At 67.4% G+C, this 19,534-nt stretch carries 21 protein-coding genes; 10 read left to right on the forward strand and 11 right to left on the reverse strand.

From position 1 onward, the window contains the following. Window positions 1-34: 34 nt before the first annotated feature. From LZ005_RS08770 to LZ005_RS08780, 3 genes are all read left to right on the forward strand, one after another. Window positions 35-880: a hypothetical protein gene (locus tag LZ005_RS08770; protein ID WP_237806743.1), complete on the forward strand. Its 846-nt coding sequence runs from the start codon at window positions 35-37 to the stop codon at window positions 878-880. Between the two features lie 2 nt (window positions 881-882). Then, window positions 883-1,317: a hypothetical protein gene (locus LZ005_RS08775; RefSeq protein WP_237806745.1), complete on the forward strand. Its 435-nt coding sequence runs from the start codon at window positions 883-885 to the stop codon at window positions 1,315-1,317. Between the two features lie 71 nt (window positions 1,318-1,388). Then, window positions 1,389-1,754: a TraR/DksA family transcriptional regulator gene (locus LZ005_RS08780; RefSeq protein ID WP_237806748.1), complete on the forward strand. Its 366-nt coding sequence runs from the start codon at window positions 1,389-1,391 to the stop codon at window positions 1,752-1,754. 9 nt (window positions 1,755-1,763) lie between these two features. Here LZ005_RS08780 and LZ005_RS08785 read toward each other — a convergent pair whose 3' ends face one another. The 4 genes from LZ005_RS08785 to LZ005_RS08800 all read right to left on the reverse strand — a co-directional run bounded on the left by LZ005_RS08785 (window position 1,764) and on the right by LZ005_RS08800 (window position 4,325). After that, complete coding sequence (locus tag LZ005_RS08785) at window positions 1,764-2,051, reverse strand: hypothetical protein (RefSeq protein WP_307727787.1); 288 nt, start codon at window positions 2,049-2,051, stop codon at window positions 1,764-1,766. Window positions 2,052-2,228: 177 nt separating this feature from the next. Next, a complete protein-coding gene (locus LZ005_RS08790; RefSeq protein ID WP_237806750.1) occupies window positions 2,229-2,786 on the reverse strand; it encodes a hypothetical protein in 558 nt (185 codons plus the stop codon). A gap of 75 nt (window positions 2,787-2,861) precedes the next feature. Continuing rightward, window positions 2,862-3,761, reverse strand: coding sequence for a zinc-dependent peptidase (locus tag LZ005_RS08795; protein ID WP_237806752.1), 900 nt, complete (start codon window positions 3,759-3,761; stop codon window positions 2,862-2,864). A 66-nt stretch (window positions 3,762-3,827) separates the two neighbouring features. After that, a complete protein-coding gene (locus LZ005_RS08800; protein WP_237806825.1) occupies window positions 3,828-4,325 on the reverse strand; it encodes a winged helix-turn-helix domain-containing protein in 498 nt (165 codons plus the stop codon). A gap of 285 nt (window positions 4,326-4,610) precedes the next feature. On the opposite strand from LZ005_RS08800, the gene LZ005_RS08805 reads away from it, so the two are divergent. The 3 genes from LZ005_RS08805 to LZ005_RS08815 all read left to right on the forward strand — a co-directional run bounded on the left by LZ005_RS08805 (window position 4,611) and on the right by LZ005_RS08815 (window position 8,072). Beyond that, window positions 4,611-5,969 carry a MipA/OmpV family protein gene (locus LZ005_RS08805; RefSeq protein ID WP_237806754.1) on the forward strand — a complete coding sequence of 453 codons (1,359 nt, stop codon included), beginning with the start codon at window positions 4,611-4,613 and terminating at the stop codon, window positions 5,967-5,969. Between the two features lie 141 nt (window positions 5,970-6,110). After that, window positions 6,111-7,151: an OmpA family protein gene (locus LZ005_RS08810; RefSeq protein WP_237806756.1), complete on the forward strand. Its 1,041-nt coding sequence runs from the start codon at window positions 6,111-6,113 to the stop codon at window positions 7,149-7,151. Between the two features lie 12 nt (window positions 7,152-7,163). Further along, window positions 7,164-8,072 carry a YihY/virulence factor BrkB family protein gene (locus LZ005_RS08815; protein WP_237806758.1) on the forward strand — a complete coding sequence of 303 codons (909 nt, stop codon included), beginning with the start codon at window positions 7,164-7,166 and terminating at the stop codon, window positions 8,070-8,072. Here LZ005_RS08815 and LZ005_RS08820 read toward each other — a convergent pair. Next, window positions 8,065-8,373, reverse strand: coding sequence for a BON domain-containing protein (locus tag LZ005_RS08820; RefSeq protein WP_237806760.1), 309 nt, complete (start codon window positions 8,371-8,373; stop codon window positions 8,065-8,067). The genes LZ005_RS08815 and LZ005_RS08820 overlap by 8 nt on opposite strands. Window positions 8,374-8,529: 156 nt before the next feature. On the opposite strand from LZ005_RS08820, the gene LZ005_RS08825 reads away from it, so the two are divergent. Then, window positions 8,530-9,009 (forward strand): glycine zipper 2TM domain-containing protein, encoded by a 480-nt coding sequence (locus LZ005_RS08825; RefSeq protein WP_237806762.1) that lies wholly within the window; start codon window positions 8,530-8,532, stop codon window positions 9,007-9,009. On the opposite strand, the gene LZ005_RS08830 is transcribed toward LZ005_RS08825, so the two are convergent. Both LZ005_RS08830 and LZ005_RS08835 read right to left on the reverse strand, forming a co-directional pair. Beyond that, window positions 9,010-10,152, reverse strand: coding sequence for a patatin-like phospholipase family protein (locus LZ005_RS08830; protein WP_237806764.1), 1,143 nt, complete (start codon window positions 10,150-10,152; stop codon window positions 9,010-9,012). It lies immediately after the preceding gene. Continuing rightward, window positions 10,149-10,454: a YqjD family protein gene (locus LZ005_RS08835; protein ID WP_237806766.1), complete on the reverse strand. Its 306-nt coding sequence runs from the start codon at window positions 10,452-10,454 to the stop codon at window positions 10,149-10,151. The genes LZ005_RS08830 and LZ005_RS08835 overlap by 4 nt, the downstream gene beginning before the upstream one ends. 106 nt (window positions 10,455-10,560) lie before the next feature. On the opposite strand from LZ005_RS08835, the gene LZ005_RS08840 reads away from it, so the two are divergent. The 3 genes from LZ005_RS08840 to LZ005_RS08850 all read left to right on the forward strand — a co-directional run bounded on the left by LZ005_RS08840 (window position 10,561) and on the right by LZ005_RS08850 (window position 12,975). Continuing rightward, the gene (locus tag LZ005_RS08840) at window positions 10,561-12,537 is read left to right on the forward strand and encodes an AsmA family protein (protein WP_237806768.1); all 1,977 of its coding nucleotides are present in this window, start codon (window positions 10,561-10,563) and stop codon (window positions 12,535-12,537) included. Window positions 12,538-12,613: 76 nt separating this feature from the next. Beyond that, window positions 12,614-12,751 carry a hypothetical protein gene (locus LZ005_RS08845; RefSeq protein ID WP_237806770.1) on the forward strand — a complete coding sequence of 46 codons (138 nt, stop codon included), beginning with the start codon at window positions 12,614-12,616 and terminating at the stop codon, window positions 12,749-12,751. Window positions 12,752-12,828: 77 nt separating this feature from the next. After that, window positions 12,829-12,975, forward strand: a complete 147-nt coding sequence (locus LZ005_RS08850) for a lmo0937 family membrane protein (protein ID WP_237806772.1) — start codon at window positions 12,829-12,831, stop codon at window positions 12,973-12,975. Here the strand turns inward: LZ005_RS08850 and LZ005_RS08855 are convergent. The 4 genes from LZ005_RS08855 to LZ005_RS08870 all read right to left on the reverse strand — a co-directional run bounded on the left by LZ005_RS08855 (window position 12,972) and on the right by LZ005_RS08870 (window position 19,493). Beyond that, complete coding sequence (locus tag LZ005_RS08855; protein ID WP_237806774.1) at window positions 12,972-13,577, reverse strand: DNA-binding response regulator; 606 nt, start codon at window positions 13,575-13,577, stop codon at window positions 12,972-12,974. The genes LZ005_RS08850 and LZ005_RS08855 overlap by 4 nt on opposite strands. Further along, window positions 13,574-14,662 carry a sensor histidine kinase gene (locus LZ005_RS08860; RefSeq protein WP_237806776.1) on the reverse strand — a complete coding sequence of 363 codons (1,089 nt, stop codon included), beginning with the start codon at window positions 14,660-14,662 and terminating at the stop codon, window positions 13,574-13,576. The genes LZ005_RS08855 and LZ005_RS08860 overlap by 4 nt, the downstream gene beginning before the upstream one ends. 11 nt (window positions 14,663-14,673) lie before the next feature. Further along, window positions 14,674-16,485 carry a CIA30 family protein gene (locus LZ005_RS08865; protein ID WP_237806778.1) on the reverse strand — a complete coding sequence of 604 codons (1,812 nt, stop codon included), beginning with the start codon at window positions 16,483-16,485 and terminating at the stop codon, window positions 14,674-14,676. Window positions 16,486-16,685: 200 nt separating this feature from the next. After that, entirely contained in the window at window positions 16,686-19,493 is a 2,808-nt protein-coding gene (locus LZ005_RS08870; RefSeq protein ID WP_237806780.1) for a pitrilysin family protein, read from the reverse strand. Window positions 19,494-19,534 lie beyond the last annotated feature (41 nt).

Raw genomic sequence — 19,534 nt, forward strand, 5'->3', positions numbered from 1 at the left:
GCCGCGATTGACCCGCGGCAAGAAAGGGGTGTCCATGCTTGTCCGCCGCCTGTGCCTGCTGCTGTGCAGTCTGCTGCTGGTCGCCTGCGCCAGCCAGCCCCTCAGTCTGCAGGAGGTGCGCGACTTTTCCGTCCAGTCCGTCAAGCTGACCGGCTATGCCGAGCTGTCGACCCGCTTTCGCGACACCTACCAGCGCGAGCACCCGTATCTGCCGCCGACGGCCGACAAACAGGCCAGGGAAAACGACAGCAAGCGGCGCGCGCTGTATGGCGAATTCATCAGCGTGCAAAAGACCCTGGTGCTGTACATGCAGACCCTGGGCGTGCTGGCCGGCGACGCCCGCTTCGACCTATCGGCCCAGGTCGACGACCTGGGCGCCAGCCTGCATGCCAATGCCGAGGTCGGCCTCGACCAGCGTCATGTGGACGCCTATTCCTCCCTGACCCGCCTGCTGACCCACGTGATCGCCTCGGGCTACCAGAGCCGCTCGGTCGAGACCATGGTGCGCGACGGCGACACCGACGTCCAGCTGCTGCTGGAGGCGATGATCAATCTGACGCGCTACTACGCCAAGACCCATGCGAACGAAAAGCGCACGGTGCTCGGCCTGTTCGAGGTGGAGCTGCCATTTACCAAGCCGCAAGACCGTCTGCTGGCCACGCTGGCGCGCGTCCATTACCTGAACAAGGTCACCGAATACCAGCTCGTGGAAAAGCGCTTCGACCTGGCGGCCCAGGGCCTGAGCAAGGTGGCCCTCGGGCATCAGCGCCTGCGCGAGCACCTGCATGATGTGCATGGCGAGGAACTGCGCGCGCAACTGCGCCAGATCGGCGCCGACCTGCGCCGCATTTACAACAGCCTGGAACGCGACACCATCTGACCATGCAAGCACCCGCTCCCGCCCCCGGCCTGTCCAGCGCCGCAGAAGTGGAACAACTGGCCGACCAGCTCTCGCAATGCGCGAACGCCCTGCACGACCGCATCGTGCAGGACATCCATGCAGGCAAGCTGGGCCTGGACCCGGCCCGGACCCTGTTTGACGACGAAGTGCTGCTGCGCCAGCGCGCCAACGCCCTGTACGCCGAGGCCGCCAAGCTGGCCGTCAGCCAGCTGGCCACGAGCCAGCAGCATCTGATGGATTTGACCCGCGCCGCCGAAGAAAAGATCCGCACCGTCGATCGGATTGCTGCCGTCGCCGGCCTCGCCAGCAGCGTGCTCGGCCTGGCCGGCGCGGCCCTGAGCGGCAAGCCGCAGACCATCATCAAGGCCCTCGAAGGCGTCTACCACGCGACCCAGGCGGTCGAAAAATCCGGATAGAAAGCGCGCTGGCGCACAGACGGCGCCCGCTGCCTCGACTACGCTCAGGTTTTCCGTGCAAGGATAGGACCATGGACGGCCTGACCACCGTGCAGTTGGCGCAGCTGCGCGCCGCTTTGCTTGCCCAGCTTGCCACGCTCGAGGGGCAGAGCAGCCTGCAGGTGTCGCAGCAGGGCCATCAGTTGGCGGTCGAGGAAGTCGAGACCGCCCCGGCCGACAAGGCCACGGTGCGCCTGCTGAACGACCTCGCCATCGAGGCCGCCGGCCTGCACACGGCCCAGATCCGCAGCCTGCGTCAGGCCCTGCAGCGCATCGATGAAGGCGAGTACGGTGATTGTGAACAATGTGGGCAGGCGATCGGCTTTTCGCGCCTGGCGGCGCGTCCCGATGCGCGCCTGTGCATCCGCTGCCAGACCCTGGCCGAGCAGCGCCGCTAGGGCGGCACCTCAGGCATTTTGCCAGGCCAGATCGCGGATCTTGGCCACCTGGCGCTGGGCCAGCAGGCGCCAGATCTTCATCGCGTCGGTGCGCCCGGCCTGCATGGTGCGCGGATCGGCCAGCGCAATTTCGCAATCGCGGTCCGACCATTCTTCAAAGCGGACGTGGCCGCCCGCGCTGATTTCGGCCACATACATGAGGCCATCGTCATAGCCAAAACGCAGGGCCGCGGATGCCGGTTCCCCATCGGCCCCCTGGGCCTTGCCGGAATAGATCTCATCGAGGACGGCGGCCATCTGTTTCTCGGTGGGCGCGGCAATATCGCGCCCAGCCGGATTAGTTAACACCAACCACGCTTGTGTCATCGACGCGTCCCCCACACAAAAGATGTTCTGGACCGACTTTGTCTTGGCTAAGTGCAGCCTATCATAACCAAAAATTTGCGGATGACACGCAATTTTCATGTGCTGCGTCTACACCACATAATCAGGGGGGATGTTCGGGTTGAAATCTTTCCAATCGCCGTGCTCGATGCGGCCCTGGGCGCGCTCGATCTGGCTGGCACCGAGCTGCTGCAGCAGCGCGACCAGCGGGGCTTCGTCCTCGTCGTCGCGGATGGCCACGGCCACCATCATGCCGGCCTTGCGCGGCTCGGCCTCATTGCCGGGTTCGGGTTCCGGCTCGCCCTTGTCCTTCAGCCGGCTGAAGCTGTACAGCGAGCCCACATGGGCGCCGAGCAGTGCGCCGAGCAAGGGACCGAGCGGCCCGCTGACGGCCGCGGTCGCCGCCCCGATCACGGCGCCGGCCATGCCGCCGGCCGTCATGCCTTCGGCCACGCCAGTTGGCGTTTGCTTGGCGCCCGGCGAAACGATGTGGTCGCCGCCGATCGGCGACAGATTATGCTGGCCCGGCTGGTTCAGATAGAACCCGCAGATGTGCTCCGACGGAATGTCGGCCTCCTCCATCAGCGCGCGCCTGGCGGCTTCGATTTCCTGGGCGAGTTCAAAATGCCCGGCGATGATTTTGGCCATGCTGCCTCCCGCGCAAAAAGGTCAGCTTGGCCCAGGAGACGCGGCCGGCTCTGTGCGCGCACGCACACAAGGACCTCAGCGCGGGCCGTACCAGACCGGCGAGAAATGCAGGACCGGTCCCGGCTCCGGCTGCGGCGCCTCGCTCCAGGCGCGCGGATCGACGCGGTAGTACTGCTGGAATTCGGCGAACAGGTCGGGATAGTCCTCGGCCAGCGCCCACGGATGCTGGAAGAAAGCCTCGGTCACGACGGCAAAGAATTCGGCCGGGCTGCTCGCGCCATAATGGTCGAGCACCCCCTGGGCGCCATGCATGGCTTCGATGCGCAGGTGCGCATAGGCGCGCGAGAGCACCTCGGCCCAGCGCCGGTAGGAATCGGGGTGACCCAGGTAGGGGGCGCCATTATTGCTGCCCGATTCGCTGTCGAGCTGGTGCGCGAATTCGTGCAGCACCACGCTGTGGCTGCCCTGCCAGTCGCGCGCGGCCTCGCAGACATGGTCCCAGCTGAGCACGACGCGGCCATCGCTCCAGCTTTCGCCGAGCAGAGTCTGCTTGTGCTGGCTGACGACGCCGGCCGCATCGACCTCGCGCCGCGGCACCAGAAAGGCCGTCGGATAGACGAGGATGCTGCGCAGCTCGGGGAAGACGCGGCTCGGGCGGTTGAGCACGAGCAGGCAGGCCTGGCCGGCAATGGCCACGCGCATCGTGTCGTCGACCTCGAGGCCGGCGCAACCGACGAATTCTTTCTCGTACAAGAACTGCTGCACACGCTGCTGCAACTGCTGCTGCAAGGCGGCGTCCATGCGCGCATACGGCGGCACGTAGCGGCGCAGCGTCTCGATCTGGGCCGCCGTGAGCGGACGCGCCAGCGCGCGCCGCAGGCGCCAGGCCGGCCAGCGCCAGACCGCCCAGGCCAGGCCAAGTGGGATGGCCAGCCAGGCCAGGGCAGCGAGCAGTTGTGGTAGGTCCTCGGTCATGGTGTCTCCATTCTAGCGTCCCCCCCACATGGGAACGCTGACCGGGATTTCAAGCTTGCCGCGAGATCAAGCCGCTTCGGCCTTGTGCGCCGGGCCGTCGCCAAACAGGGCCGCCACCAGCGGGTCGCGCATGACCGGCGTGCGGTTGACCCGGATCGCATAGTGGGTGTCGTCGGCCAGGATATGGAAATGGCGGCCGCTGCCGGCCATGTTCTGCTCGCGCAGACTGGGCCGCTCGCGGCGCGCGGCCGGCGCCTCGCGCTTGGGCTGGACGATGGCCGCGAGGAAGGCCTTGACGCGCTCGGGGTCGGGCGTGATCTGGTAGACGGCCTTGCCCAGATAGGTGGCCGTGCCCTCGACATAGCGCGCCAGTTCGATCACGCCGGCTTCGCGCAGATCGCGGATGTATTTGCGCGCCCCCGAGGGGGAGAACTTCAGGAACCAGGCGATCTCGTCGGCCAGCATTTCGTGATTGGCCAGCTCTTTGATCAGCTTCTGCATGTTCTCGATGCGGCGCTGGGTCGCCGAGGTTGAGCGGATGCGCTCGATCGGGGCCAGGGACATGGGCGGACGCTCGGCCGGCTGCGGCACCGGGCGTTCAACCAGGCCAGGGGCGGCGGGATCGGGGCGCGCGGGGCCATGCAGGTCGGGGCGTTGGAATCGGGAAATGTGCATAGTCTTGCTCCAAAAAACGATGTCATCAGAGGGCAACGAGACCGTTTGACCGGCCAGCCTGCCCACAGTTCCATGCTTTCTGCTTCCCACTTTGCCGTCTTGGCCATGCTCAGTCTGTGCGCTAGCGAACATAAGCATCAGTTAAACTTGCAGTTTTTCAGCTTGCCCAAGCCTATGCGCCGTCTCGCCGCTCTCACCGCCCTTGCCCTGCCGCTCAGCGCCCAGGCCGGATCCGAAGTCCTGATCGACTTTCTCGCCATCCAGAACAGCGCCGGCCTGGGCGGCATCCTGCGCAGCGAATTTCCCGCCTACAAAGGCACGACCCTGTCGCACGACCTGGTGCCGCTCTACATGTACGAGGGCCAGCGCGTGTTCCTGCACGCCACCCGCGTGGGCGTCAAGCTGACCGAGGCCCCGCGCGAGGGCATGGACGTGTTCCTCGACTACCGTTTCGAAGGCCATCCGATCAACAACACCCCGTCGGCCCTGCGCGGCATGCAGCGGCGCGAACCCGGCATGGACGCCGGCGCCGCCCTGCACTACCGGCCGCGCTGGGGCGCGCTCGACCTCGAGGTGCTGCGCGACGCCTCCAACAAGAGCCGCGGCGTCGAATGGCGGCTCGGCTACAACCTCGATCTGCAGAGCGGACGCTGGCATTTCCGCCCGAGCGTGGTGGCGGCGCGCCGCAGCGCCGCCCTGAACGACTATTACTATGGGGTGCGGCCGAACGAGGCCCTCGCCGGACGTCCGGCCTACGCGGCCGGGGCCGGCACGAATATCAGCTACAGCCTGTACGCTTACTACGAGCTGACCCAGCGCTGGCGCCTGCTGGCCGGGCTCACGGTCGATGATCTGTCCGACAGCATCCGCCACAGCCCGATCGTGGCCGACAAGGCCCAGCTCAGCGGCCTGCTGGGCCTGGCCTATGATTTCGGCAACCACAAGGCATATACCGACCCGTATCTGCCGCTGCATCTGAAAGTGTTTGCGGGCAAGGCCACCGAGTGCAATTTTCTGCCCGTCGTGACGCTGCGCTGCGGCTCGCTGCGCAGTCAGGACGACACCCGCATCGCCGGCTTTGCCGTTGGCCGCCCCCTGATCGAAGGCGTGAACGGCTGGCCCCTGGACTTTGTCGCCTATGTCGGCCTGACCGGCCACGACGAGCGCGGCATCCAGGCCAACGGTCTGCAGCTCGACGCCCACATCAAAGCCTATTACTACGGCCTGCCCTGGAACAGCCGCGTGCGCACCCGGATCGGCATGGGCGCCGGCTTCTCGCTGGCCCAGCGCGTGCCGTTGACCGAAGTGCGCGACCAGGGCCGGCGCGGACGCGATACCGCGCGCTTCCTGAACTACCTCGATCCTTCGCTCGACATCAGCGTCGGCGATCTGCTCGGCCGCCCCAACATGCGCGAGACCTATCTGGGGGTGGGCGTGTCGCACCGCTCGGGCATCTTTGGCACCTCCACCCTGCTTGGGAATATCAACGGCGGCTCGAACTATCTGGTCGCTTACATCGAAGCGAAGCTGTGAACGCCGATTCGTTGCGCCGATCTGACAGCCTCCGGCGCTGCGTGCGGTAACGCACGGACGGCGCCGGTGCGCGCCTCGTAATCTCGCCCCACGCAACGCCCAGCCGCGTTGCGTCCCATTGGCGACAACTATGAGGCGACCATGAACACAAACAAGACTTTCGCCCTCGCGGCAGCTCTGGCCAGTCTGGCAGGCGCCGCTCCGGCCCAGGACCTCAACCCCTCCTGGTATATCCAGCCCAGCGTGCTCGGCATCAAGCCGGACCGCAACTTCGGCACTGACAAGCGCGACTGGGGCGGCGGCCTGCGCTTCGGCAAACCCATCGATCCCCTGTGGGACATCCAGATGGGCGCCACCTATGCGCGCGCCAAGGACAACGGCGCCAACTACGACCAGACCACGCTCGGCATCGATGCGCTGCTGATGATGTCGCGCAAAACCGTGCGCCCCTTCCTGCTGCTCGGGGTCGGCGCCGAGCGCGACAAGGTCGACAATGCGCTGCGCCACGTGAGCAAGAGCTCGCCCTACCTGGCCGGCGGCATCGGCCTGCAAGTGGTGATGAGTCCGCAATGGTCGTTCCAGGCCGATTTGCGCACCGTGCGCGGCCGCCTGCGCGACGAGGCCGCGTATGGCTTCAATCGCAGCAATAACAAATATCTGAGCCTGGCCTTCAACTACAGCTTCGACCGCCCGGCCCCGCCGCCGCCGCCGCCGCGGCCGGCCCCGCCCGAAGTCCAGGCGCCGCCGCCCCCGCCGCCGCCGCCACCGCCGGCCCCGCCGCCGGCCCCGCCAGCCCCGCGCTTCGAGCGCGTGACCCTGTCCGCCACCGAAATGTTCGACTTCGACAGCGCCACGCTCAAAGGCGCCCAGCCCAAGCTCGACGATATCGCCAGCGCGCTGATGGCCGACACCACGATCAGCAATATCACGATCACTGGCTATACCGACCGCATCGGCAGCAAGCGCTACAACCAGCGTCTGTCCGAGCGGCGCGCCAATGCCGTGCGCGACTATCTGGTCAACAAGGGCGTGGCCGGCAACCGGCTGACGGCCATCGGCAAGGGCTCCGACAACCCTGTCGTCACCTGCAACGAGAAAAAGCGGGCCGACCTGATCAAATGTCTGGAACCCAACCGCCGCGTGGAAGTCGAGCAGATCACGGTCGAACGGCGCCTGCCTTGATGGCCTGATGCCATGAGGCCCTGGCTGCGCCGGCTACGGCGCGCACCGCTGGTCGATGTGCTGGTGTGCGCCGTGCGCGAGTGGCTGGCCCACCGCGCCGCGAGCAAGGGGGCCGCCCTCGCCTACTACACCTTGTTCTCGATGGCGCCGGTGCTGGTGCTGGTGATCGCCATCGCCGGCCTGTTCTATGGCAAGCAGGCGGCCCAAGGCGAGTTGCTGCATCAGCTGACCACCTTGCTGGGGCCGCAGGCGGCCCAGACCATCCAGCTGGTGCTGGCCGGCGCGCGCGACGAGGCCAGCGGCCGCCTGGCGACGCTGATCGCCAGCGGCCTGCTGATCTTCGGCGCGACCACCGTGTTTGCCGAACTGAAGGATAGCCTGGACGAGATCTGGGAGCTCCCGCGCGCGGCCGACAGCGGGCTGCTGGCCGCCATCCTGACCCGTCTGCAGGCATTCAGCATCGTGCTGGCGCTCGGTTTTCTGCTGCTGGTGTCGCTCGTCATCAGCGCCGGCCTGGCCGTGCTCGAGCGCGTGCTGACCGGGGTCTGGCAAGAAGCCGCCGTCTTGCTCGGCTGGGTGGCCTCGGGCTCGAGCTTCCTCGTCATCGCGGCCCTGTTTGCCGTCATCTACAAAACCCTGCCACGCGCCCATCTGTCCTGGCGCGACGTCACCATTGGCGCCTTCGGCACGGCGGCCCTGTTCGTGCTCGGCAAATTTGCGATCGGCCTTTACGTGGGCAATAGCGGTGTGGCCAATAGCTTTGGCGCGGCCGGCTCACTGATCGCCCTGCTGCTGTGGGTGTATTACTCGGCGCAGATCTTCTTTCTGGGGGCGGAATTCACGCGCCAGTTTGCCCTGCGTATGGGCAGCCTGCGCACGCCGAACCGGCCGCCGGCCGGCCCGGCGCCGCCGCCTACTTGATGCGCATATCGTTGCGGACCGACTTGACCCCTTTGACGCCGCGTGCGATGGCCACCGCACGGCTGGCCGACTCCTCATTGCTGACGAAGCCGGACAGCTGCACATCGCCCTTGAAGGTTTCGACGTTGATTTCGGTGGACTTCAATGCGGGCTCGTTGAAGATCGAGGCCTTGACCTTGGCGGTGATGAGGCTGTCGTCCACATACTCGCCCGTGCCTTCGCTCGTGCGGGTGGGGGCGCAGGCACTCAGGGCCAGGGCCAGACTGAGAATAATCGGAGACAGGCGTTGCATACGATTCATGATGGGCTCCTCCAGGATGGGTCACGAGACCTTGTTGTACCGCGAAGCCTGCCATCTCATCTGTGCGCTCACGAACATTAAGCAAGGTGCGCCAGCGAACCGACACGCCCGGCGCACAGGTCTAGGCTGAGGCTTCAGCTTGCAGAAGGAGGTTCTATGCGTCTCATCCCCCTCAGCGCGGCCAGCGTGGCCGCCTTGTCGCTGGCGGCCTGCGCCGGCAGCAGCGTCGGCCTCGGGGCCGGCAGTTATGGCGGTGGTGGCTATGCCGGCGCCGGTGTCAGTGTCAGCGGCAGCCCGGCCCAGGCGGCCGACAGCGGCCGTATCGAGCGCATCGATGTCGTCCAGGCCGAGGCCGGCACCAGCGGGGCCGGCGCCGTGGTCGGCGGGGTGCTCGGGGCCCTGGTCGGCAATCAGGTCGGCGGCGGCAGCGGGCGCACGGCCGCCACCGTGGCCGGCGCGGCCGGTGGCGCCGTGGTCGGCAATCAGGTCGAGGCGCGCCGCAATGCGCGCGCCCAGTACCAGATCGGCATCCGGCTCGATCAGGGCGGCTACCGCACGGTCCTGCAGGACGATGCGGGCGGCCTGCGCATTGGCGACCGCGTGCGCATTCTCGACGGGCGCGCCGTGCGCGAATAATCAGTCAGTCTGGCGCCGCCGCGCGGGCGGCGGCAATTCGTGCACGAGCACGCCATGCGCCTCGGCCACCGGGTCGAGCCAGGCGCGCCGCTCCAGCGTGCGCCTGCATTCCGTATAGCCCTGGTCCCAGCGCCAGTCGAGCGAGCCCTTGGAGAAGTTCACATCCTTCAGGGCCATATGCCAGTCGTGCGCACGGTAGGGCACGTGAACGACATGCAGGGTGCTGTCGCAGCCGAGCGTGTCGAGCACCTTGCGGTCGGCCTCGGTCTGGGCCTGCGCCGGCAGGCGCTGGTAGAGCTCGCGCAGCTTGCGCTGCAGCTGATAGGTGCGCACATAGTCGGCGATATGGCGCCGCGAACGCGAGGCATACAGCACGTCCTTCTGGCGCGTCTGGACCTCGTCGAGCGTGTGCGGCTCCGTCCCGCGCGCATTCCACAGGTCGACCATGAAGCACAGCGTGTCCTGGCCGTGCAGGTCGGCCAGCACCGATTCGAGCGGCGTATTCGAGTACAGGCCGCCGTCCCAGTACAACTCGCCATCGATGCGCACGGCCGGAAAGGCCGGCGGCAAGGCGCCGCTGGCGCGCACATGGGCCACCGTCAGCGGCATCACGGCGCTGTCGAAATGGGCCAGTTCACCCGTGGTGACGCGCACCGCATTGATGGTCAGGCGCACCGGACGCTGCTGATTGAGCACGTCGAAGTCGACCAGTTCCGCGAGGCTGGCCACAAGCGGGCTGGTGTCGTAGAACGAGGCCTCCTCGGGCCGCACCGCCAGGCCAAACGGAAAGCCGCTGAAGGCGCGCGGCTCGAAAAAGCCGGGCACGCCGCGCAGCATGGCGTCGAAGGTGCTGAGGCCAACGCTGGCGCGGCGCTCCCAGTCGGGCATGACGGCCTGGCCCAGGCTGTCTGGCTGGGCGATCCGGGTCCAGAAACTGCGCAGGCGCTCGAGGCTGCGCGCCGGCGTATTGCCAGCAATGAGGGCGCCATTGATGGCGCCGATCGAGGTGCCGACCACCCAGTCCGGCGCCAGGCCATGCTCGAACATGGCATGGAACACGCCGGCCTGGAAGGCGCCGAGCGCACCGCCACCCTGCAGCACCAGCACCACGCGGTAGCCGTGCGGATTCAGCGCCGAACTCATCGGCGACGCAAGAGCAGGCCCAGCGCCAGACCGAGGGCCGCCGCGGCAAGCACGGTGCGCCAGGGTTTATCTTGCACGTAAGCGTCGGCCGAGGCGGCCATGTCGCGGCCGCGCGCCGCCGCATAGCCGCGCGCCTGCTGCATGCGCGCCAGCGCCGTGTCGAGCAGGCCCAGGCCGCGCGCACGCAAGCTGTCCGCCTTTTCGCCAGTGACGGCGGCGGCGGCGCGCAGCAGGGATTGGGCATCACGCACAAGGGCGCCGACGTCGCCCTGGCTGGGGGTGGGGATGGGCTGGTTTTCCATAGTAAGCTCCGTGTCCGACGTGTGCTGCCAGACTACCCGCTGCGGCGCGCGCCATCGGTACGCCAGCGCACACATCGCGCAGGCGCTTCGGTGTACCCTTACGCACATGCGATTCCCGACAACGATGCCGCGCGCGCTGCGCTGGCTCCTGATTTCCGTGGGCGGCCTGGTGGCCGTGCTGGTGCTCGCCCTGCTGGTGCTGCTCAATCTCGACTGGAACCGCGCCCGCCCCTGGCTCGGCGCGCGTGCCAGCGCGGCGCTCGGCCGCCCGGTCGAACTGGCCGGCCCGCTCAGCCTGCAGTGGGCGCGCGGCGTGCCCGTGCCCCAGACCTGGAGCGACTACCTGCCCTGGCCGCAGCTGACGGCACGCCAGGTGCGGATCGGCAATCCGCCCGAGCTCGGCCAGTCGGGCAATACGGCCGTGTTCGGCAGCATCGGCTTCTCGCTCCAGCCACTGGCCCTGCTGCGGCGCGAGCTGGTGCTGCCCGAGCTGCGCCTCGACAGTCCGCACATCGATCTGCTGCGCCTGGCCGATGGCCGCCACAACTGGCGCTTCACCCCCACGCCCAGCGCCTCGCCGTGGCAGCTGCGGCTCGAGCGTGTGCTGATCAGCAAAGGCGAGCTGCACCTGAACGACGCCCAGAACGCCCTGCGCCTCGATGTCCAGCTCGACACGCGCGCCGCCGATGCCCGGTATGGCATTCAGTGGAGCGCGCGCGGCCAGTTCGGCAAGGCCGCCATCAGCGGCGACGGCAAGACCGGGGCCCTGCTGGCCCTGCGCGATGCCACCCTGCCGTTCCCGGTCGCGGCCGACGTGCGCATCGGTTCGACCCATGTGGTGGCCGAGGGCAGCCTGACCCGTCCGGCCGAACTGGCCGCGCTCGACCTGCGCCTGGCCGTGGCCGGCGCCAGCATGGCGCGTCTGTACGAGCTGATCCACGTGGTGCTGCCCGAAACCCCGCCCTTCTCCACCAGCGGGCGCCTGCGCGCACGCTTCGAGCCGGCCGGGCCGGTGTTTCAGTACGAGCAGTTCAAAGGCAAGGTCGGCGCCAGCGATATCGCCGGCAACCTCAGCTACCGCAGCGCCACCCCGCGCGGCCAGCTCAGCGGGACCGTCAGCGCCCAGCTGCTGCGCCTGAGCGACCTGGCGCCGCTGATCGGCGCCGACGACAATGCCCGCAAGGCCGAGCGCGAAACCGATGCGCGCCAGCCGGCCGGCAAGCTGCTGCCGGTCGAGCCCTTCCGCGTCGAGCGCTGGACCAGTGTCGACGCCGACGTCCAGTTCAGCGCCGAACGCATCCTGCGCGAACAGGGCACCCCGATCACGCGCCTGAACACCCATGTGCTGCTGAAGGATGGGGTGCTGCAACTCGATCCGCTCCAGCTCGGCCTGGCCGGCGGCACGCTCCAGGCCAGCGTCAAGCTCGACAGCAATCAGGCCAGCGGCCTGCGCGCCGAGGCGCGCCTGGCCGCGCGCCATGTGCGCCTGCGCCAGCTGTTTCCCAAGCTCGAGGCGCCGGTCGGCGAAATCAATGCCGACGCGCATCTGCGCGGCCAGGGCAGCTCGGTCGCCGGCCTGCTCGGCACTGCCAGCGGCGAATGGCAGGCGGTGGTCGGCCAGGGCCAGATCAGCCAGCTGCTGCTCGAAGAAATGGGCCTGAACATCGGCAATGTGGTGTTGACCAAGCTGTTTGGCGACAAGCCCGTGCAGATCCATTGCGCCGTGGCCGACGTCCAGGTCAGCAATGGCCTGATGCAGACGCGCCGGGTTGGGGTCGACACCGAGACGGCCCTGATCGATGTCAGCGGCAAGGCCAACCTGGCCACCGAACAACTCGATCTCGTGATCCGTCCGCAAAGCAAGGGCCTGCGCGTGTTCTCGCTGCGCAGTCCGCTGTATGCGCGCGGCAGCTTCACCAAGCCCGACGTCGGCCTCGACAAGGGCATGCTGGCCCTGCGCGCCGGCAGCGCCCTGGCCCTGACCGCCGTGGCCCCGGTGGCCGCCCTGCTGCCCCTGGTCGCCACCGGGCCCGACCAGCGCAGCAGCTGCGCCGCCCTGATGCAGGAAGCGCAGCGGCGCTAATGTGCGCCACCGCACAGACGTTCCGAATTGCAAGGGTCTAAGCTGGTCGTATTCACCGCAGCCAACGAGGTGCGACATGCCTGCTTTCAAACCTGGCCTGGCCCTGACCGAAGCCCTGCTGGTGCTCGGTCTGTGCGCCGCCACCATGGCGGCCATTGCGGGCTGGCTGACCGAAGACCTGGCCCCGCTGGCCGAACTCCTGGGTCTGCACTAGACGCCTGTGTGCGTCAGCGTACCGACAGCGCGGGCGCCGGCGCTGAGAATGGGCTATCCATTTTCACGGGAGGCGCCATGCTCTATACCATCGCCGTCATCCTGCTCGTACTTTGGCTGCTGGGCCTTGTCAGCGCCTATACCATGGGCGGGTTCATCCACATCCTGCTGGTCGTGGCCATCGTCATCGTGCTCGTACGTCTGATCTCGGGGCGCAGTCCTTAAAGCCAGCCGGCCTCGCGCGCCAGGCGGTAGGCCTCGACCCGGTTGCTGGCATTGAGCTTGCTGATGGCCTCAGACAGGTAGTTGCGCACGGTGCCTTCGGACAGGTGGACCGTGGCCGCAATATCGGCACTGCTCTTGCCTTCGCCGGCCAGGCGCAGCACCTGGCGTTCGCGCTCATTGAGCGGGTCCTGGGCGCCATGCCAGCTTTCCAGGGCCAGCTCGGGCGCGATGGCGCGGCCGCCGCCGTGCACGGTGCGGATCGCCGCGGCCAGGGTATCGGCCGGGGCATCCTTGAGCAGATAGCCGCGCACGCCGGCGCCCAGCGCCCGCCGCAAATAGCCGCTGCGGGCAAAGGTCGTCACGATCACCACCCGCACGGCGCTTTTGCGCTCGGCCAGCACGGTGGCCAGTTCCAGGCCCGTCATCAGCGGCATCTCGATATCGGTCATCAGGATATCGGGCTGCAGCGTCTCGCACAGGCTCAGGGCTTCGCGCCCGTCGCGCGCCTGGCCGACGACATCGATATCGCCCTCCAGCTTCAACAGGGCCGCCAGCGCGCCCAGCACGAGATTCTGGTCTTCAGCCAGCACAACGCGGATCATGCCACCACTCCCAAAGGCAGACGCAACTCCAGGGCCAGGCCCTGTTCGGCACGGACGGCCAGGTGCCCGCCGATGGCCGCCACGCGCTCGCGCATGCCGCGCAGGCCGTTACCATCGCTCAGTTCTCCCTGGGCCGCGCCATTGTCGCGGATACGAAAAACAATCAAGGAGCCCTCCACCTGCAGGGCCAGTTCGCAGCGCGTGGCGCCCGCGTGGCGGACGATATTCGTCACCGCCTCGCGCAGGGCCAGCGACATCACATTCTCGACCGCCGGCGGCAGAGCCAGCTGCGCTATCTCGGGCACAAATTCGATGCGGGCCGCGGCCAGGGCGGCGGCCGCATTGGCCAGCTCCTGCGCGAAGCCCGCCTGGCGAAAGCCGGTCACGGCCGCCCGCACCTCGGCCAGCGCACGGCGCGCCGTCGCCTCGATGTCCTGGATCTCGCGCTGGCTGGCGGCCGGATCGCGTGCCAGCAGCTTGCCGGCCAGTTCGGCCTTGATGCTGATGAGCGAGAGCGTATGCCCGAGCAGATCGTGCAGATCGCGCGAGATCCGTTCGCGCTCGGCGATCCGCGCCATATGCTCGACTTCCTCCTGCTTGCGCAGCAGGCTTTCGCGCGAGCGCCGCAGGCTCGACTCCAGAATCGCCGTCACACCGACCGAGATGCCGACCACCCACACGGGAATCAGCAGCGACAGCGGCACCGGCGCACTGCTCAGCGAGGCCAGGGTCGCGACCACGATCACCGCCCCCACCACCACGTAGGCGCGCGGTGCCGCCAGCCCCGCGCACATGGCGCAGGCGAAGATATACAAGCTCGACGCGCCCATATTGTGCGGCGTCCACAACACAGCCAGCAGCGTCGTCAGCAGCACACACAGCAGCGAGCGCGCGCCGCGCACCCAGTGGCTGTAGAAATACAGCGGCATGAAGAGGATCAGCGAGGCAGCCAGCGCCAGCAGTTCCAGCGCGGTCGGCCGCACGTAGGCATACTTCCAGAAGAAGAAGCACAGCGACACCAGCCACAGATACGGCGACTTGCCCATCGAGGCCGGCAGCCAGGGCCGGCGCCACCATGCGCGCATTCTCACTCCTCTCAATCGGCCAGCAGGCGCACGTCGGCCAACTGGAACGCATACTTGCCCGCAGCCGGGCCCGCCTGGAACCCTAGCATAGTGATCAGGCGCGTGTCCACGCCGCTAAAGCTCGCCAGCGGCAGACTGACTTCCTGCCACTCCGGCCCGGCCGTGAAGTTCAGGATGATCGGACTGGTGCGGCCCTGGCTCATCACCGACACCTGATAGCTCTTGCCATCCCCCTTGACGCGGAACACCAGGCGCTTGGCGGCCGACAGATCTGCCGGCCCCATCATCTGGCTGCCCGGCATGAAGGCGATCCCGGCCCAGGGGAAGGGATAACCGGCCGCCACTTCGGCCTCGACCAGCACCGGCACCTGGCCGTTCTCGAGCGGCGCCTGGGCCTGCAGATGCACCTGCGACTTACCGCCCATGAAGCGGTCGCTGCTGGCGATCCAGCCCTGGCCAAACGGAGCGCCGAGCTTCTCGGGCGAGAACAGGCTGATGCGGCCGTCGGCCGGCAGGCGCGGCGCCGCATCGGCCGGCTCGCGATTCTGGGCCGCCACTTTGGCCAGCTGAGCAGCGCGCAGCGGCGCCACCGCTTCGCCATCCTTCCACACGGCGACGATACGGCGCGTGGCATGGATGTCCACACTCGGATCGCCGTCGACCAGCAGCAGATCGGCCTTGCAGCCGGCCGCCACGCAGCCGCGCTGGCCGAGCCCAAAGGCCTTGGCGACGGCGCTGCTGCCAGCCTGCAGAGCCTGCACCGGCGTCATGCCGGCCGCCACCAGGGCCGCCAGCTCATGATGCTGGCTGGCGCCATACAGGGTGCCCGGGTTGCCCGCATCGGTGCCGGCCAACACCGGCACACCGGCGGCGCTCAGGGCCGCCACCAGGGCGCGCGGCGCGGCCATGCGCTGCGGCATCGGACGCGGATTGAACGTCGCCTTCAAGGTCTGCAATTGCTCGCGCGTCAGCAGGGCCGTGAAGCTGGGGTCGCCCAGAATATCCTCGGGCGCAAAGCCGGCGATACTCTCCAGCACGCTCAAGGTCGGAATGACGAAGGCGCCGCGCTGCTTGACCAGGGCGACGAAGGACTGCAGCTCGGCGCTGCTGAGCGGGCCGCCGTTAAACAGGTGCACCAGGCCATCGGCCCCGGCTTCGAGCGCCGTGCGCGCGTCCTCGAGCCGGCTGATGTGGACGACGGCCAGCTTGCCGCGCGCATGCGCGGCCTGGATCAGGGCTGCCACCGTGGCTGCATCCAGGCTCGGCATCGGATGGCCTTCGAAACCGTTCTCCATCACGATCTTGATGAAGCGCGAGCCCTCGGCCAGGCGGGCATCGACGAAGGCCTGGGCCTCCTCGGGCTTGCTCAGGGTCGGAATTTTCATCCCGTACTCGGTGCCATGCCCGCCCGCCACCGTGGCCAGAATACCCGCCGAGAACAGGTCGGCGCGGTCGGTATTGCGGCCGGCGGCCATGCGGCGGCCATAGTCCTGGACCACGGCCGGCACCGAGAACATATCGACTTCGCTGGTCACGCCGAACAGCAGCGGCAGTTCGTGGTGCTGAAAGGCGTGCACATGGGCGTCGATCAGGCCCGGCAGCAGGGTCTTGCCCTTGCCGTCGATCTCGCGCGCAGCGGCCGGGGCGGCGCCATGGAAATCGGTCGTGGCCACGCGCCCATCCTGCACGAGCACATCGCGCGCGCTCAGCATGCGCTCGCCATCGAACACCTTCACCTGGCGCAGCACCAGGGTTTCGGCCGCGGCCGGCAGGCTGCACAGACCAGCGAGGAACAGGGCAAAAGGCAGCAAAGATTTTTTCATGATGAGGTCCTTGAGAAGAGATGGCGCCAGTGTGCCGCCACCCTGCCCGCGCGCCCAGAAGCAATTGCCACCGGATGCAGTGACATTTGTCATCCCCCCCGCCATCCTTGCCCGCCAAACAAATCGGGGTCAGACCCCATTTTTTCTGGATGAAAAAAAAGGGCAGCCCGCAGGCTGCCCATGATTGCCGTCGCCGCCGCTTACTTGGCCGGCGCGTCCTTGGCGGCCTTGGCGAAGTCACCCGCCATGATCACCGACACCTGCTCCGGCTTCAGATACTTGGCCAGGGCTTCCTTCACCTGCTCCTTGCTCAGGCCGGCGATCTTGGCGTCCAGATCCTTGTCATAGGCCATCGTGCGGCCGATGTTCAGGTAGGACGACAGGGTACGGGCCAGCTGGCTGTCTTCGGTGCGGTTCACCTCGGCAGCCTTGAGCCAGCCGCTCTTGCCGTCTTTCAGCTCGTCATCGGTGAAGCCGTCCTTGATGGCCTTGGCCAGCTCGTCGCGCAGGGCCGCTTCCACCTTGGCGGCGTTCTGCGGGGCGCTGATGGCATACGCCATCCACATCGCGTCCGGATCGATGTCCGAAGCCTGCAGACGCGAACCGACGCCGTAGGACAGGCCTTCCTTCTGACGAATGCGGTCGGCCAGGCGCGAACGCAGGGCGCCGCCGCCGAGCAGGTGGTTGGCCATTTCCAGCGCGGCGTAGTCGGGCGCATCGTCGCGCAGCGGCAGCGAAATGGCGGCGTACAGCACGCTATTGGCCTTGTCCGGGGTCTCCAGCACCTGCTTGCTCGCGGCGACAGGCTTGCGCGTGTCATGGATGCGGGCGTAGGGCTGGCTGCCCTTCCAGTCGCCGAACAGCTTGCCCATCTGAGCCTTGAGGGCGGCGGCGTCGAAGTCGCCGACCACGGCGAAGGTCGCACCGTGGGCGCCGTAGAAGGCCTTGTGGAAGGCCTTCACGTCGTCCAGTTTGACGTCCTTGTTGGCCTGGACCAGCTCGGTCAGCGTGCGTGCATGGCGCACGTGGCCGGCCGGGGTGCTGTCGAACATGCGGCTCAGGGCGTTCCCCGCCTGGGCGCCCGGCTCCGGCAGCGCCTGTTCGGCGCGCGCCACGGCTTCACGCTTGAGCTCGTCGAACTCCTTCTCGGCGAAGGCCGGCTTGCGCAGCACTTCGGCCACCAGATCGAGCACGGCCGGCAGATTGGCGCGCGTGGTGGTGATCGAGGCGCTCACCCCTTCGGCGCTGCCGCCGATGTTGACCTGGGCCTTGAGCTTGTCGAAGCTGTCCTTGATCTCCTGGCGCGACTTGGTTTCGGTGCCACGCATCAGCAGGCTGGCGGCGTAGGAACCGATGGTGGCTTTGTTCATCAGGCTCGCTTCGCTACCCAGACGCAGGGTCACGATGGCGCTGACCTGCTCGCCCTTGGTTTTCTTCGGCAGCAGCGCGCCCTTCATGCCGCTGGGCAGGCTGATGCGCTCGACGCGCTTCTCGATATTCGCCGGGGTCGGGTCGAACACTTCGCCCTGGGCGACCACGGCGCGGCCTTTGTAGTCCTTGACCATGGCGGCCACGTCCGGTGCGCCCGGAATCTCGGCGCGCTCGGCCTTGTCGGTCGGGATGAAGCGGCCGACAGTGCGGTTGGCCGGCTTCAGGTATTTCTCGGCGGCGGCCTGGACGGCCTTGGCGTCAACCTTGTCGAGCAGATCGCGGCCGATGAAGAACAGGCGCCAGTCGCCCACGGCCATGGCATCGGTCAGGGCGATCGACAGCTGGGCCGTGTCATTCATGGCCAGGTCGATGCTCTTCTGGATGGCGGTCTTGGCGCGCTTGACTTCTTCTTCCGTGATCGGCTGCGATTTCAGGTCTTCCAGCACCTTCAGCATGGCGTCGGTGGTGGCGTCCAGATTGCCGTCCTTGGCGACCATGGCGCCAAAGATGTGGTAGCCGCGCTCCTGGAAATTCGGGCCGTAGTCAAACACGCGCGTGGCCAGCTTGGCTTCGACCAGGGCCTTGTGCAGACGGCCGCTCGGCGCGTCCGACAGGATGTGGCCGAGCACGCTCAGGGCGGCGTCGTCGACATGGCTCGACGGCGGCGTGTGGTAGCCGACACCGACGAACTGGATGCCGCCGCTGCGGCGCACCGTCACCGCGCGTTCGCCGTCCTGGGTCGGCTCTTCGGTGTAGGTCTTGGCCAGCACGCGCGTCGGCTTCGGAATCTTGCCGAAGATCTCGTTGATCTTGGCCAGGGTCTTGGCCTCGTCCATGCGGCCGGCCACGATCAGCACCGCATTGTCGGGCTGGTAGTAGCGCTGGTAGAAGGCGCGCAGGCGTTCGATGTTGACCTGTTCGATATCGGAGCGGGCGCCGATGGTCGACTTGCCGTAGTTGTGCCAGTCGAAGGCGACGGCTTCGATGCGCTGGATCGTCACGCGCAGGGGATCGCTCTCGCCGCGCTCGAACTCGTTGCGCACGACCGTCATTTCGCCTTTCTTCTCGGCCTCGTTCCACAGGTCCTTCTGGGCGATGCGGGCATTGACCATGCGGTCGGCCTCCATCGCCAGCATGGCATTCAGATTCTCTTCGCTGGCCGGGAAGGTGGCGAAGTAATTGGTGCGGTCGAACCAGGTGGTGCCGTTGAACTCGGCGCCGATCTTGTTCATCAGCTCAACCGGGGTCTTGCTGCCCGGCTTGTCGCCAAAATTCTTCGAGGGCTTGAACAGCAGGTGTTCGAGCAGGTGGGCCATGCCCGTCTCGCCGTAGTTTTCGTGGCGCGAGCCGACCTGGTAGACGACGTTGGTGGTCAGGGTCGGCTTGCTGGCGTCCGGAAACAGCAGCACGCGCAGGCCATTGGCCAGACGGTATTCGGTAATGCCTTCGACCGAAGTCACTTTCACCGGCGCGCCGGCCTTCTGGGTCACGGCGGGTTTGTCGGCGACGGGAACAGCCATCACGGAGGCGCTGGTGAGCAAGCCGACGGACAGCAGCAGAGCGGTAAGGTGTTTCACTGGTAGGAGCCCTATAGAAAATTAAAGCTTAAAAATTATGC

This window comes from Massilia sp. TS11 (assembly GCF_022012445.1).
Lineage (GTDB): Bacteria > Pseudomonadota > Gammaproteobacteria > Burkholderiales > Burkholderiaceae_D > Telluria.

What these genes read in the sequence shown, in the direction of transcription:
- LZ005_RS08770 (WP_237806743.1), top strand. Translation starts at nt 35, where the DNA reads ATGCTTGTCCGCCGCCTGTGCCTGCTGCTGTGCAGTCTGCTGCTGGTC.
- LZ005_RS08775 (WP_237806745.1), top strand. Translation starts at nt 883, where the DNA reads ATGCAAGCACCCGCTCCCGCCCCCGGCCTGTCCAGCGCCGCAGAAGTG.
- LZ005_RS08780 (WP_237806748.1), top strand. Translation starts at nt 1,389, where the DNA reads ATGGACGGCCTGACCACCGTGCAGTTGGCGCAGCTGCGCGCCGCTTTG.
- LZ005_RS08785 (WP_307727787.1), bottom strand. Translation starts at nt 2,051, where the DNA reads ATGGCCGCCGTCCTCGATGAGATCTATTCCGGCAAGGCCCAGGGGGCC.
- LZ005_RS08790 (WP_237806750.1), bottom strand. Translation starts at nt 2,786, where the DNA reads ATGGCCAAAATCATCGCCGGGCATTTTGAACTCGCCCAGGAAATCGAA.
- LZ005_RS08795 (WP_237806752.1), bottom strand. Translation starts at nt 3,761, where the DNA reads ATGACCGAGGACCTACCACAACTGCTCGCTGCCCTGGCCTGGCTGGCC.
- LZ005_RS08800 (WP_237806825.1), bottom strand. Translation starts at nt 4,325, where the DNA reads ATGTCCCTGGCCCCGATCGAGCGCATCCGCTCAACCTCGGCGACCCAG.
- LZ005_RS08805 (WP_237806754.1), top strand. Translation starts at nt 4,611, where the DNA reads ATGCGCCGTCTCGCCGCTCTCACCGCCCTTGCCCTGCCGCTCAGCGCC.
- LZ005_RS08810 (WP_237806756.1), top strand. Translation starts at nt 6,111, where the DNA reads ATGAACACAAACAAGACTTTCGCCCTCGCGGCAGCTCTGGCCAGTCTG.
- LZ005_RS08815 (WP_237806758.1), top strand. Translation starts at nt 7,164, where the DNA reads ATGAGGCCCTGGCTGCGCCGGCTACGGCGCGCACCGCTGGTCGATGTG.
- LZ005_RS08820 (WP_237806760.1), bottom strand. Translation starts at nt 8,373, where the DNA reads ATGAATCGTATGCAACGCCTGTCTCCGATTATTCTCAGTCTGGCCCTG.
- LZ005_RS08825 (WP_237806762.1), top strand. Translation starts at nt 8,530, where the DNA reads ATGCGTCTCATCCCCCTCAGCGCGGCCAGCGTGGCCGCCTTGTCGCTG.
- LZ005_RS08830 (WP_237806764.1), bottom strand. Translation starts at nt 10,152, where the DNA reads ATGAGTTCGGCGCTGAATCCGCACGGCTACCGCGTGGTGCTGGTGCTG.
- LZ005_RS08835 (WP_237806766.1), bottom strand. Translation starts at nt 10,454, where the DNA reads ATGGAAAACCAGCCCATCCCCACCCCCAGCCAGGGCGACGTCGGCGCC.
- LZ005_RS08840 (WP_237806768.1), top strand. Translation starts at nt 10,561, where the DNA reads ATGCGATTCCCGACAACGATGCCGCGCGCGCTGCGCTGGCTCCTGATT.
- LZ005_RS08845 (WP_237806770.1), top strand. Translation starts at nt 12,614, where the DNA reads ATGCCTGCTTTCAAACCTGGCCTGGCCCTGACCGAAGCCCTGCTGGTG.
- LZ005_RS08850 (WP_237806772.1), top strand. Translation starts at nt 12,829, where the DNA reads ATGCTCTATACCATCGCCGTCATCCTGCTCGTACTTTGGCTGCTGGGC.
- LZ005_RS08855 (WP_237806774.1), bottom strand. Translation starts at nt 13,577, where the DNA reads ATGATCCGCGTTGTGCTGGCTGAAGACCAGAATCTCGTGCTGGGCGCG.
- LZ005_RS08860 (WP_237806776.1), bottom strand. Translation starts at nt 14,662, where the DNA reads ATGCGCGCATGGTGGCGCCGGCCCTGGCTGCCGGCCTCGATGGGCAAG.
- LZ005_RS08865 (WP_237806778.1), bottom strand. Translation starts at nt 16,485, where the DNA reads ATGAAAAAATCTTTGCTGCCTTTTGCCCTGTTCCTCGCTGGTCTGTGC.